Annotated in this window: 15 protein-coding genes; 3 read left to right on the forward strand and 12 right to left on the reverse strand. The window is 69.9% G+C overall.

Annotated features, from left to right (window positions below; all coding sequences use genetic code 11):
• Window positions 1-778, reverse strand: a 778-nt coding sequence (locus EJK15_RS62840) for a lanthionine synthetase LanC family protein (protein ID WP_276615580.1), incomplete at its 3' end; no start/stop codon positions are given.
• A 65-nt stretch (window positions 779-843) separates the two neighbouring features.
• Between EJK15_RS62840 and EJK15_RS62845 the strand changes: the two genes are divergently transcribed.
• On the forward strand, window positions 844-1,794 hold the full coding sequence (locus EJK15_RS62845; protein ID WP_138719845.1) for a sulfotransferase family protein: 951 nt from the start codon (window positions 844-846) through the stop codon (window positions 1,792-1,794).
• Between the two features lie 44 nt (window positions 1,795-1,838).
• On the opposite strand, the gene EJK15_RS62850 is transcribed toward EJK15_RS62845, so the two are convergent.
• From EJK15_RS62850 to EJK15_RS62885, 8 genes are all read right to left on the reverse strand, one after another.
• The gene (locus EJK15_RS62850) at window positions 1,839-2,738 is read right to left on the reverse strand and encodes a glycoside hydrolase family protein (protein ID WP_138719846.1); all 900 of its coding nucleotides are present in this window, start codon (window positions 2,736-2,738) and stop codon (window positions 1,839-1,841) included.
• Between the two features lie 78 nt (window positions 2,739-2,816).
• On the reverse strand, window positions 2,817-3,347 hold the full coding sequence (locus EJK15_RS62855; RefSeq protein WP_138719847.1) for an NADPH-dependent FMN reductase: 531 nt from the start codon (window positions 3,345-3,347) through the stop codon (window positions 2,817-2,819).
• A complete protein-coding gene (locus EJK15_RS72160) occupies window positions 3,344-3,490 on the reverse strand; it encodes a hypothetical protein (RefSeq protein WP_171075296.1) in 147 nt (48 codons plus the stop codon). Before EJK15_RS72160 ends, EJK15_RS62855 begins: the two co-directional genes overlap by 4 nt.
• 46 nt (window positions 3,491-3,536) lie before the next feature.
• A complete protein-coding gene (locus EJK15_RS62860) occupies window positions 3,537-3,986 on the reverse strand; it encodes an ATP-binding cassette domain-containing protein (RefSeq protein WP_138719848.1) in 450 nt (149 codons plus the stop codon).
• Between the two features lie 290 nt (window positions 3,987-4,276).
• Window positions 4,277-4,570 carry a DUF1905 domain-containing protein gene (locus EJK15_RS62870; protein WP_138719849.1) on the reverse strand — a complete coding sequence of 98 codons (294 nt, stop codon included), beginning with the start codon at window positions 4,568-4,570 and terminating at the stop codon, window positions 4,277-4,279.
• On the reverse strand, window positions 4,563-5,201 hold the full coding sequence (locus EJK15_RS62875) for a maleylpyruvate isomerase family mycothiol-dependent enzyme (RefSeq protein WP_138719850.1): 639 nt from the start codon (window positions 5,199-5,201) through the stop codon (window positions 4,563-4,565). The genes EJK15_RS62870 and EJK15_RS62875 overlap by 8 nt, the downstream gene beginning before the upstream one ends.
• Before the next feature lie 186 nt (window positions 5,202-5,387).
• Window positions 5,388-6,206 carry an alpha/beta fold hydrolase gene (locus tag EJK15_RS62880; RefSeq protein ID WP_138719851.1) on the reverse strand — a complete coding sequence of 273 codons (819 nt, stop codon included), beginning with the start codon at window positions 6,204-6,206 and terminating at the stop codon, window positions 5,388-5,390.
• Window positions 6,203-7,396: an MFS transporter gene (locus tag EJK15_RS62885; RefSeq protein ID WP_138719852.1), complete on the reverse strand. Its 1,194-nt coding sequence runs from the start codon at window positions 7,394-7,396 to the stop codon at window positions 6,203-6,205. The genes EJK15_RS62880 and EJK15_RS62885 overlap by 4 nt, the downstream gene beginning before the upstream one ends.
• A gap of 121 nt (window positions 7,397-7,517) precedes the next feature.
• Here EJK15_RS62885 and EJK15_RS76920 point away from each other — a divergent pair, with 121 nt between their 5' ends.
• Window positions 7,518-8,492: a LysR family transcriptional regulator gene (locus tag EJK15_RS76920; protein ID WP_138719853.1), complete on the forward strand. Its 975-nt coding sequence runs from the start codon at window positions 7,518-7,520 to the stop codon at window positions 8,490-8,492.
• A 54-nt stretch (window positions 8,493-8,546) separates the two neighbouring features.
• Here the strand turns inward: EJK15_RS76920 and EJK15_RS62895 are convergent, their stop codons facing one another.
• Window positions 8,547-9,341 (reverse strand): phosphotransferase, encoded by a 795-nt coding sequence (locus EJK15_RS62895; protein WP_206062069.1) that lies wholly within the window; start codon window positions 9,339-9,341, stop codon window positions 8,547-8,549.
• A gap of 280 nt (window positions 9,342-9,621) precedes the next feature.
• Between EJK15_RS62895 and EJK15_RS62900 the strand changes: the two genes are divergently transcribed.
• On the forward strand, window positions 9,622-10,116 hold the full coding sequence (locus EJK15_RS62900; RefSeq protein ID WP_171075297.1) for a GyrI-like domain-containing protein: 495 nt from the start codon (window positions 9,622-9,624) through the stop codon (window positions 10,114-10,116).
• A 7-nt stretch (window positions 10,117-10,123) separates the two neighbouring features.
• Here EJK15_RS62900 and EJK15_RS62905 read toward each other — a convergent pair whose 3' ends face one another.
• On the reverse strand, window positions 10,124-11,017 hold the full coding sequence (locus EJK15_RS62905; RefSeq protein ID WP_171075298.1) for a recombinase family protein: 894 nt from the start codon (window positions 11,015-11,017) through the stop codon (window positions 10,124-10,126).
• Between the two features lie 84 nt (window positions 11,018-11,101).
• Entirely contained in the window at window positions 11,102-11,380 is a 279-nt protein-coding gene (locus tag EJK15_RS78210; RefSeq protein WP_420847176.1) for an integrase core domain-containing protein, read from the reverse strand.
• Window positions 11,381-11,485: the final 105 nt, after the last annotated feature.

The following is an 11,485-nucleotide window of genomic DNA, read 5'->3' on the forward strand; positions in this document are numbered from 1 at the left end:
GGTCGGTCACGACGCTGACCTCGCGGACGAAACCGGCGCCCCGGCCCGCCGCCTCCAGGAAGCGCCGCTCGCCGGTGACGCCGTACAGGCGGGCCAGGAGGAAGGCCGTGCCGGCCGTGCCGGCGAGGAACCCTGGGGTGACCGCGTCCACCGGCAGGTCCGGGCAGTCGCCGAAGCGGTGGCCGGGGACGGCCAGGGCGGCGATGCGCTCCCCCGCCGCCACCGCGATGTCCTCGTAGGCCGGCACGCCCAGCGCGGTGGCGGCGCGCAGCAGCCCGAGCACGATGCCGCCGTCACCACGCTGGGCGGGATCCGCCGTCCAGCCGGGGCCGCCGTCCAGCGCGCGGGCGGCGCGGACGATCCGGTCGGCCGCGGCCACGGCCTCCTCCTCGAAGCGGCCGTCGCCGAGCGCCCACCCGGCCTCGATGAGCGCCACGACGGTGCCGGTCAGCCCGTGGTAGAGCGACAGGTCCGCTTGGTCCCGCCAGGTGGTGGCGAGACAGCGGGCACCCTCGCGGGCGTCCTCCAGGTATGCCTCGTGTCCGGTCGCCGCAGCCAGTTCCAGAAAGAACAGGACGATCCCGGCCGTCCCGGCGTACAGCGAGGCGGGCTCGGCGGCGGCGAGCGCCGACCGGCCCCGGGCATCCGGGTTGGCCCTCCAGCGCCTCCCGCCCTCGTCGTCCACGGCGGCGGAGCGTATCCATCGCCCGGCCAGGATGGCGGCGGTCAGGGGTGTCTCGGCACGCTCGCTCGGCGAGCGGGTCCTGTCCAAACCCATACTTGAGTATCCGATATTTCTGGTAGGAAAATGGGGCTCTTTTGCCGAACGCCGGGAGGAACACGGTGTCCCTGCCTGATTTCCTGATCGCCGGGGTGCCCAAAGCGGGGACGACGGCCTTGCACAGCGCACTGCAGCAGCATCCGGAGCTCTCTCTGTCCACGACCAAAGAGCCGAAGTTCTTCCTGACCGACGGCCCGCCGCCCGACAGAGGCGGTCCCGGCGACGCCGCGACCTATCAGGAGCACATCTGGCGGCGCGCGGACTACGAGGCGCTGTTCGCCGAAGCGCCCCCGGGCACCCTGACCGGGGAGTCCACGCCTTTCTACCTCTACGACCTGGCCGCTCAGCGGCGCATCCACGCCGCCATCCCCGACGTCAGGCTCATCGTGACGCTGCGCGACCCGGTCGAGCGGGCCCACTCCAACTGGACGCATCTGTGGTCGGCCGGGTTGGAGCCGATCGGCGACCTGGTGCGCGCGTGCGAGGCCGAACAGCGGCGCATCGCCGACGGGTGGGGACACTTCTGGCACTACGTCGGGATGGGCCGGTACGGCGAACAGCTGGAGCATCTGTTCGGCCTGTTCCCCCGCGACCAGGTGCTGATCTTCCGTTACCGGGACATCGTCGACCGGCCCGCCGCCACGCTGGATCGGATCTGCGCCTTCCTCGGCGTGCGCCAAGGGGTGCTCACCGAGGTTCCCAGGGAGAACGTGACTGCGCACCCGGCCGAGGGGGCCCGACACCTCATGCTGTCGTCATTGCGCAGGCGTCTGCCCGCCGCCCTGGCCATGCCGGTCGAGGCCCTGATCCAGCGCCAGGGCCCAGCTCGCCGGCCCTTGTCCTGGGAGCAGCGGCAACAGCTCCTCCCGTACTTCGCCGACGACATCCGGCTGCTCCAGCGCGTCACCGGCGAGGACTTCAGCGACTGGCTCCGCCCCCGCGAGCGCTCCGGCGGCCTGGTCGGCGCCCGGCCGCCCGGGCAGCGGCAGTCGCGCAACGGACGCCGATCCTGATCAACGCGGACCGGCCGACCGGCGCGGGCGGCCGGTGCGCCCGATCAGCGCAGTTCGGTACGCAACTCGTGGGCGCCATCGGGGCGGGTGTACTCGTAGTACAGCCGGGCTCCGCCAGCGGGCAGGTCCACGATGTCCAGGTAGCGCAGGCCCCTGCCGCGATGCGGCGACAGCGCCGCGGGCTCCTCGCCCAGCGGGGTCAGCGCATCCGGCTCCGTTCCGGCGGCGATGCCGGTGCGCTCCTCGTAGTTCTCCGCCGTGCTTGCCCGGCCGTCGTAGAACGCCAGCACGCGATCGCCGTCGAAACGCACCGCGCTGACCCGGGAGCCGCGCTCGTCCCACAGCCCCGGCCGGCCGCTCAGAGCGGTGCCGTGCCAGGTCCACTCCAAGCCATCGGCACTGGTCGCGTAGTCCGTGACCATCTGATCGGCCTCGTCGGGGTCGGCCAGCGGATGACAGGAGGCCCACAGGTGCCACACGCCGTCCCGCCGCACGATCACCGTGTCCTTCACCCCGGTCTTCGGATCGCCCGGCAGGACGGTGACGCGCGAGCGCGCATCGAACGCCGCCGGATCGGCCGCCTCGAGCACCTCCACCCGCCAGTGCTTGGTGCCGGCGGTGGCACAGCTCAGGTACAGCCGCCAGCGCCCGTCCGGCAGGCGTACCAGCGAGGGCCGCTCCAGGGACTCGGCGTCCATCTGCTCACGTGTGACGCTGGTCAGCGTCTCGAAGCGCTCACCGTCCGCCGAGCAAGCGACCACGACGGCATACCCGCGGCCCTGCCCGACCGGGCGGCGCAGCCGGTAGGCGAGATAGACCAGCCCATCCGCGGCCACCGCGCTGGGCGCGCCCGCCCAGTACCCCTCCCCCACGGCCGGCGGCTCGATCGCGACCACGGCGCAATCAGGGTCGGGGAGCAGGACGGCGTTCTCGTCGATCGACATGGTCGCGAGACTAGGCGACGGCACGGAGCTGGGCACAGACGATGACCTTCCCTTGAACGTTTCCTTTGAGGCCGCCCGTCACACCTTGGCGGCATCCGTGAGCGCCGCCCTCACCTGCGGCGCCACCGCGGTGTGCCACCGCTCCAGCACCTCCGGCAGGCGCGGGAGATCGGCCTCGACCAGCGCGAGGCCGGGCGTGGGGACGACGGCGCCCAGCTCCACCAGTAGCGGGCGTAGGTGCACCTCGACGGCGAGCGCATGCCGCGCGTCGCCCATCACCAGCAAGGGCAACGCCACCGTGCCGACCAGAGCCTGGGAGGGCAGCCGGTCCAGGAACGCCTTCAGCAGCCCCGCGTAGGTGCCCTTGTAGGTGGGGCTGGCCACGACGATCACGTCCGCTTCCGTGACGAGTTCCAGCGCCACCTCCACGTCCGGGAACGGCGAGGGTGAGAGCAGGTGCGGGCCGAGGGCCGACAGGTCCACCAGCTCTACCGGAGCATCGTGCCCGATGTGCTTGGCCAGCGTCTCGGCGGCTTCAACGGCCACCGCGAGGGTCCTGGATCCGCTGCGAGGGTTGCCGACCAGCGCCACCACGTTTCCGCCGCTCACGATGACCGCCGCCGCCACATGGACCGTCGTGGTGCGGAGGGCTGCTCCTCCTGTTCGGGCTGGGCCTCGTCGTCCGGGAGGTCGTACCAGTGCGTATCCCCCGGGAGGTCCGTGCGGACGACCACGTCCCGGTCCTCGTTCATCCCGGTAATGTACGATCTCACGTCGCAGATAGTCAACTTTTCCTACTCACTTTAAAGGGATTTTCCCGACGCCGAGCGCCCGCAGCAGCTCGGATCGGATCTCGGTGGTGCCCCGATCGGCATCCAGCCGCTGCTCGGCGGCGATCCTGCCGTGGTCGAGCACGAGGACGCGGTCGGCCAGCGCGATCGCCTCGTCCACATCGTGGGTGACCAGCAGCACGGCGGGCCGGTGTTCCTCGTACAGGCGGCGCAGCAGGTCCCCGGCGACATCTCCGTCCAGCCCCGCCAGGGCCCGCAGCAGCGTGCTCTTGCCCGACCCGCTCTGCCCGAGCAGGGCCACAAACTCTCCCGGCGCGATCTCCAGGTCCAGGCGGCCCAGGACGTTGAGGTGGACGTGGCCGAGCGGGGACAGCCGGGCGGCGTCCTCGTCCTTGACCGGGATGCCGTCGGCGCGCAGCTGGTCGACCGACGGCGGCGCACCCCGGCGAGCGCGCATGGCTCGATGCCCACCTGCCCACCTACCGCAAGCGGCTGTCCGACGACCCGATCACCGCGCTGCTCATACGGGCCGCTCTGGGCCGTACCTGGAACGCGACGTTCCTCACCCTCACCCCGACCGGCGAGGATGAACCCGCCTTCGAGCAGCCTGATCCAGCGACGACGCGCTGTGCGGCCACCGCATCTGGATTTGTTGTCACGAACGATCATGATGCCGGTGGCCGTTCGTATGTCCGCCGGCATCCTGCCTACGCCGACTTCAAGATCTTCAATCTACAACTGCCCTGCTTAGGAGAAACGATGCGTCAGGTGCACCGTCACCTCGTCGCCGACGCCCTTGCCGATGATCTTCCGGAATGGTGCGCGAAGCGGCATCATGTGTGTGCCTCCGCCGACCGGCAGCATGGTTGCCTCATATGCGTGCCCGTCCACCGTGCCTGCCACCTTGACGGCCTTCCCAGTGCCGAAGAAGTCCGCCGAGCCGGGCATCTGCACACATGGCCAACCGCTGTTGGAATCGGGAACGATTGAGGCGGTGAACGTGGCATCGATTTCGCGCGTCGTTCTCCCGGTATCAGCCATGGTGAAGTCCTCCGTCTCGTGTTAGTGCTGGGGTGCCTGGGCCCGTGAGCTCATCTGCGCCGATGGGCCGCCCCGACACTGCCAGCAGCAGCGCCAGGGCGGTGCCGCGCACCTTCGGACCTTCGCCGACGTCAATGCTTGCGTCGGTCACCATCAAACGCAGTCCATGTGCTCGTTCTTTGCCTCCGCCGAGCGCCACACCGGTGCTGAGTTGGTAACGAAGCGCGGCGGCGACGTGCGCGACCGGATAGTCCCGGCTGAGGCCAAGCGGGCGCCGGACATCCTCTCCGTGCACGAACACTTCGACCAGCCGGGAAGCCTTCGGCGCCGGGGCGCTGGTGGTCCTGTGGCTCGCCGCACGGAACGAGGCGAGCGTGAGTTGTGGTTCGCCGGCACGCTCCCGGGCGACTCCCGCGTTGTTGTAGCGGTCGAAGTCAAAGCGGGCAGCGGCAAGACGCAGAAGGAAGCCCACGCGGGTGGTCTTGGCGTCATCGGCGAGATGGGCCAGGACGTCGTGAACGTCCCAGCCAGGACACAGTGACGGTGTGGCCCACCGCTCCGGGGGGAGGGTCTCCAGGTCTCGGATCAGTGCCTCGCGTTCGACGTGGACTACGGCCCAAATCTCGTTCACGTCTGCCTTTCGCTGGGGTAATGACCTGAACTGAACAGGACAGGAAATTTCTGTACTCAAGAGTTCAGATATGGGTTTTGGGCGGGGCGTCGGCAGAGACAGCACCAGATCGCCGGCGCCACAGCCGCCGCGCCCCGCGGAGGGCCACGCCGGACTACGCGCCGTGCGTGGCCCTCGTGGGGGGAATCACTGCGACAGGACGGAGCGCAACCGGGTGAAGAAGCGGTCGGGCTGATCGGCGAAGCCGGTGTGGTCGCCCGGGAACAGGGTGGGCTCGACGCCGAGGGCGTTCGCCAGGGCCCTGGAGGTGCGGTCGCACAGTTCACCGGCCGAGTCCTCGCCGATGCCGATCATCAAGCGGATCGGCAGCGAACGCATGACGTCCAGGTCGGGCAGCCAGCGGTTGGTGTGGATCATCTCGTGGGCGAACCAGCGGCGTTCGTCCTGGACGTGCTGCGGATCGCGGTCGCCGCCGAACATCATCTCCAGCGCTCCTTCGGGCAGCGTGATGTTTGCCTGCTTCATGAACTTCGCCCACGCCCCGATGACGTCGCCGGCCAGGTAGGTGGCGATGAAGTCGTCGGTTCCGGCGTGCAGCTGCTCACGGTCGGGCAGCAGGTTCAGCAGCGGGGGTTCGTGGGCGATGACGGTGTGGACCTGCTCGGGACGGGCCTGGGCCAGGGCCAGCGCGGTGACCGCGCCGCCGCTGGAGCCCAGGACCGTGGCCGGTCCGGCGTCCAGGTGCGTCAGCAGCCGGGACAGGTCGTCGGCGCGCAACTGCGGGGTGGAGTCCTGCTCGGGGTCGTCGAGCCGGCTGCGGTTGATGCCGCGTGGGTCGGTGGTGAGCACCATGTGGTCGGCGGCGAGCAGGTCGGCCAGCGGCGCGAAGGACACGGCGTCCATCGGGGCGCCGACGAGCGCCACGAGCGGGCCCTGCCCGCGTACCTCGTAGTACAGGCGCGCGTCCGGGACGTCGAGGGTGGCGGTGGTGATCGTGCGGGTCATGGCATCCTCCTCTGTGCGGGGGCCGTCGAGGCCCCTGCGGTATGGGTGTGAGATCTGACGACTGCCATCAGCAGGGGTGGCGCTATGGCGGCTACGAGCAGCGCCAGGGTTGCCGGGATCACCAGGGCAAGCGGCAGACCGGCCACTGCAGCGACGGGTCCGATGAGCGCCGGGCCGATCAGGCCCCCGCCGTAGCTGATGGTGGTGACCGCCGAGAGCCGGCGTGCGTTCCCGCCGGCCGCGCCCAGCGTGCTGGTCACCACGGGCCACACCATCGCCATGCCCGCGCCGGTCAACGCCCAGCCGGCGAGGGCGCATCCGACACGTGCCGGCGCGGGTAGCGCCCCCGCGAGCAGGACCAGCCCGTACCCGGCGGTGGCCGTCAACCCGGCCAGCCGGATGGTGACCACGGCGCCGAGCCGGGCTCGTACGGCGTCGCCGGCGAACCGCACGAGCGTCATCGCGACGAAGAAGACGGTGTACATCAGCGAGCCGGTGGCCGGATCTCCGCCCAGGACCCGGGTCGCGTGCACGCCCGCCCAGTCCGTGGCGGCGCCCTCGGCGATGAAGGCGGCCGCGCCGACCACTCCCAGCATGATCACCGACGACGGACTCGGTGGCGCAGCCGTGACGACGGGCCTGAGGGCCGCATGCCGGTCCAGCCGTCCGCCGACCGCCGACATGGCCGCTGCCAGGAGGAGCGCGGCGGCGGCCATCAGCGCCTGGACGGGCACGGCGGCACGCAGAGCCGCCGTGATCACCCCGCCGCCCGCCACCGCGCCCAGCGTCCAGGTGCCGTGCATCGTAGCCATGATCGGCCGGTTCAGCGCGCGCTCGACGGCCACCGCCTGGACGCTCAGCGCCACGTTGACCACCCCCAGCAGCATGCCCAGCACGACGGCGGAGACCGCCAGCAGTTCGACGGAACCGGCCAGAGCGGGCCCGGCCAGCGCCAGCGCGGTGGACGGGGCGGCCAGCCGCAGCAGGCGCCGCCCGCCCCACCGGTCGGCCAGCGGGCCGGCGACCGGCATGGCCACCAGCGCCCCGACGGCCAGGGCCATCAGCACGTACCCGAGCCGGCCCGGGCCGAGGCCCAGGCGTGCGTCGGTGGCCGGGAGAGTGGCGCCCCACAGTGCGTTCAGCACGCCGGTCAGCCCGTAGCAGGCCGTGATCGCGCCTCGTGCGGTCATGACGCTCCTCCCCGATCGGTGGATCTCACACGGCAATCGTGACCGCCCCGGCGCAGTGGGATCCAACACCTGTTCGAACGTGATTCACGCGCCGGGCGTGTTAATCGGCTAGGAAGGAACCGTGCCTGACGACGTCGAGATCCGGCTGCTGCGCCACTTCGTGGTCGTGGCCGAGGAGTTGCATTTCAGCCGGGCCGCCCAGCGGCTCTTCGTGGCCCAGCAGGCGCTCAGCCGTGACGTCCGCCGGCTGGAGGATCGGATGGGCGCCCGGCTGCTGGAGCGCACCACGCGACGCGTCACGCTCACCCCGGCCGGCCGGCTGCTGCTCAGCCGGGCGCGGGAGATCCTGGGACTGTACGACTCGACCCTGCTCGAACTACGCGGCGAGCCCCAGTCGCTGACCGTCGACGTCGTCGGCCCGGGCCTCACCCCCACGCTGGTGCTGGCGGAGGCGCGCCGGCGGGCTCCCGAGGTGGAGTTCTTCGCCCGCTTCCACACCGGCGCCGAGGCAGCCGTGCCGCTGCTGCTGGCCGAGAAGGTGGACGTCACCTTCGGCCGCGTGCCGGGCCGGCTCGACGGGGTGCGGCAGCGTGCCGTACGACATGAGCCCATCGCCGTGCTCCTGCCCGAACGCCACCCCCTCGCCCAGACCGACGCCGTGCCGCTGGAGGCGCTTCGCGGCACCGGAGTCTGCATCCGCGCAGGCAACCACGCGACGCCGGGCTGGGAGCACGCGGTGCTCCAGTTGCTGGCGCCCTTCGGAGTCGACCCGGCCCTGGCCCACCCGCACGTTCAGGGCGTCGACGAACTCGCCCAGCACATCCACGACCGCAACGCCCCCATCCTCACCATGACCACCCAGCCCGCCGTCCCCGGCGCCGTCCTGCGACCGCTGATGGAGCCGGTCGCGGTGTTCCCCTGGGCGATGATCTGGCGCGCCGACACCGACCACCCCGGCCTGCGAGCCCTGCACGGGGCCGCGGACGAACTGGCCGCCGCCCACCTCTGGCTCACGGTGCCGCGGGAAGCCTGGTTCCCCGAACCCGAGGCAGGGCTGCGATCACCGGGCGCTTTCGGCATCTCGCCAGCGCCGTGACCGCGGCAGATGTGCGCACTCGACCGCCAATAACCCCACTCCTCGAACGCGTTCTCAGACCGCTCGAACTTCGGCGAGCCGCTTGACTGCGAACTCGTCGTCCCAGCAGACGGCGGCTTCCCATGCGGCCGACGCTTGCGCGGCGATGTCGTACGCGCAGTCGTCGAGCCCGGCGGCGTTGTCGGGCAGCACGAGGTCGAGGTCGGGGACGTCGACGTGCGACTCGTCCCAGTCGATCAGCGCGACTTGATTCGCGGTCATGCGGACGTTGCCAGGGTTGTTGGAGTCGCCGTGGACGACGCATGTCTGACGCCCGGTGAGCCGCGCCCACGCTGCCCGGCATCGAGCAACGCTCTCAGGGGGCATCGCGCCGAGGTCGATCCTCGTCCCGGTCTCGGCGTGCAGGAGGTCGGTCGACGATCGCCAACCTGGGCGCTGCGGCCAGCCCTGCGTCAACCGATGCAGCTCGCGGAGCGTGCCGGCCACGCGACGCCAGTCGGCCTGCGTCTCGGGCGGTCCGCCATCCAGGTAGGTCATCACCACCAGACCGTCGGCGAACAGCCGGCCGTCCGTAGTCGGGATCGGCACCGGCACGGTCAGACCTTCACGGTCGAGGTGTTGGAGGAGCTCGGTCTCCCACGCGAGATCAGCGTCGCTCCTGGCACCGAGACGACCGACCGCGAGGTGCCCGTTGACGCGCACGCTCCACACGTCGTTGGCGACTCCGCCAGCGAGCGGTTCGATGCGAGCGACGTCTTCGCCCCACTGCCCGAGTGTTTCCCACCCCACTGGCCACATCTTACGGGGGTTCCGAACATCACGGTTCTCAGCAAAGTCGGCGAACACCATCGTCGTCCTCATGAACGACGCGGTCTCAGCCGAGCGGGAATCCAGGTCAGAGATGGTTCGTGGGATTTTCCGCGATTGCGGGACCCGCAGTCGGGCTACCTCGGACCCTCCGGACTGACGCGGACCATCGTGCACCGCACCACCGGCACGCACAATCCCTCGCGCAGGCCGCTGAACAGGGAAGACGCGGTGGTCGTCCGCCGGTCACGGCATTTGCCCAGGCGGATCCAGGTCAACAACGATTGAACTGATTGTCGGCCGGAACGTAGTCTTGGCGATCGTGGAGCTGATCAAGCCGCCCCGGATCGAGCAACGACCCGAGCTGCCCTGTATCGGTATACGCCTGGTGACACCGTTCCGCGGCATGTTCAAGGTGCGCGATGACCTCCTGCGCGAGCTCTACGAATGGCTGGACGGACGAGGCGTCGCGGCAGTCGGCCCGTTCTTCTTACGGCTGCATGTCATCGACATGGAAGGCCCCATGGAGATCGAGGTCGGAGCCGTCACCCCCGACCGGCTGCCCGGCGATGCCCGGGTCAGCGCCGGCGTGCTGCCGGCCGGCCCGTACGCGACGCTGACTTACCGCGATCACGCGAGGCGCGCCAACAGCGCGTTGATTGACTGGGCCAAGGCGAACGGTGTCGTGTTCGATCGCAGCGACGACCCGATGGGCGACCGGTTCACGTGCCGCTATGAGGCATACGTGACCGACCCGCGGACTGAACCGCGGAAGACTCGCTGGGAGGTTGAGCTGAACATCCGCGTGGTTCAGTAGGCTCCGGTTACTGTGCCCGGATCCGCCTTCCAGGCGCGGCGGTGCGGCTGCCGCAGGTCCGGGATCGGGGTTGGATACATCGCGGTCCGGTGCCCGCGTCGGCCAGGCCGTCATCGGCGACATCCAACGCCGTCCCGACACGATCTTCCTTACAGGTGGCTGAACAAGGAACCGCGTTCGGACAAGTCCGCCGCGGGTCGCAGCCGAGCCGTAGGTGGACGACCTGTCCGCCACCGCGGCGTCTGGCGTGGCCCTCCACTCGGGTCGGCGCCACCAGCCCCTCGATCTGGATCATGAGGTTGTCCTGGCGCTTCTCCAGATCGCGGATTTCCTTCCTGAGCCGGTCTTCGCGTCCGTCTTCCGGCGTGGGCTGTTGAGGGAGTCGCTGCCGCAGGAGAGCCAGGCGCTGGGCGCTGAAGACGCGTTCGGCGAAGAATTCGTGCACGAGATCGAGGAGGTCGTCCTCGCGGACCCACAGGCTCTTGGGATGGCTGGCGTACCAGTCGCGGCGGTCCTTGTGGTGACGCATGTCGGGTTCACAGGCGTAGTACGACACTTCGCTGCGGCTCTTACCGTGCATGCGCCGGTCGCAGATCTCGCAGATGAGGTAGGAGCGCAGCGGGTAGGTTGGGCTGGTCTGCGGGTGGGTGCTCAGGCCGGGCTTGGTGCGCGAGCCCTGGCGGGTACGGCCGATCGTGGTGGCTGCCTGGAACAGGTCCTTGGTCACCAGCGGCTCGTGGGTAGGACGCGGTGACCAGATCCACTCGCTCGGCGGGTTGTTCTTGCCGCCCTTCTTGGTGGCTCGCCGGTTCCACACCATGTAGCCGGTGTATTTGGGGTTGGAGAGGATCTCCCGAACGGCCGAGCCGCTCCAGCGGCCGAGGGCTCGCTGTGGGTCCACCGGTATCGGGGGCGGGTACTTTTCGGGCTCGATGTTGAGCTTGTCGGCGGTGGTTGCGCCTGCCGAAAACTACATCCATGCAGTTCAAGCTGCGTGTGAATACTCGTGGAGAACGCCGCCGAGCCGGTCTCTTCGGCGTATGTCCAAAGCGGTGATGCGCCCTGGATCTTTGATCAGATCCGGGACGACGCGTAGCGGGGCCGCTTGATCAAGGGCTTGGTGGGCGCGGTGCTGGTTGTAGAACCGTTCGTACTCGCGAAGAGCGTGACGCAGATGGTGTTCGTTCCACAGCAGGCAGCGATCGAGGAGTTCGCGGCGGCAGGACTGCACCCATCGCTCCATGATCGAGTTCATACGTGGCATCCGGATCCCGGTGAGCACGGTCTGGATGCCGGCCTCGGCGAGGATTTCGTTTTATGAGGGCTGGGAACTTCCCATCCCGGTCTCGGATGAGATAGCGCGCCCGGC

It is taken from the genome of Nonomuraea basaltis (assembly GCF_005893125.1).
GTDB lineage: Bacteria > Actinomycetota > Actinomycetes > Streptosporangiales > Streptosporangiaceae > Nonomuraea > Nonomuraea basaltis.

What these genes read in the sequence shown, in the direction of transcription:
- EJK15_RS62870 (WP_138719849.1), bottom strand. Translation starts at nt 4,570, where the DNA reads ATGGCTGATACCGGGAGAACGACGCGCGAAATCGATGCCACGTTCACC.
- EJK15_RS62885 (WP_138719852.1), bottom strand. Translation starts at nt 7,396, where the DNA reads ATGACCGCACGAGGCGCGATCACGGCCTGCTACGGGCTGACCGGCGTG.
- EJK15_RS62880 (WP_138719851.1), bottom strand. Translation starts at nt 6,206, where the DNA reads ATGACCCGCACGATCACCACCGCCACCCTCGACGTCCCGGACGCGCGC.
- EJK15_RS78210 (WP_420847176.1), bottom strand. Translation starts at nt 11,380, where the DNA reads ATGCCACGTATGAACTCGATCATGGAGCGATGGGTGCAGTCCTGCCGC.
- EJK15_RS62860 (WP_138719848.1), bottom strand. Translation starts at nt 3,986, where the DNA reads ATGCGCGCTCGCCGGGGTGCGCCGCCGTCGGTCGACCAGCTGCGCGCC.
- EJK15_RS72160 (WP_171075296.1), bottom strand. Translation starts at nt 3,490, where the DNA reads ATGAACGAGGACCGGGACGTGGTCGTCCGCACGGACCTCCCGGGGGAT.
- EJK15_RS62850 (WP_138719846.1), bottom strand. Translation starts at nt 2,738, where the DNA reads ATGTCGATCGACGAGAACGCCGTCCTGCTCCCCGACCCTGATTGCGCC.
- EJK15_RS62895 (WP_206062069.1), bottom strand. Translation starts at nt 9,341, where the DNA reads ATGGTGTTCGCCGACTTTGCTGAGAACCGTGATGTTCGGAACCCCCGT.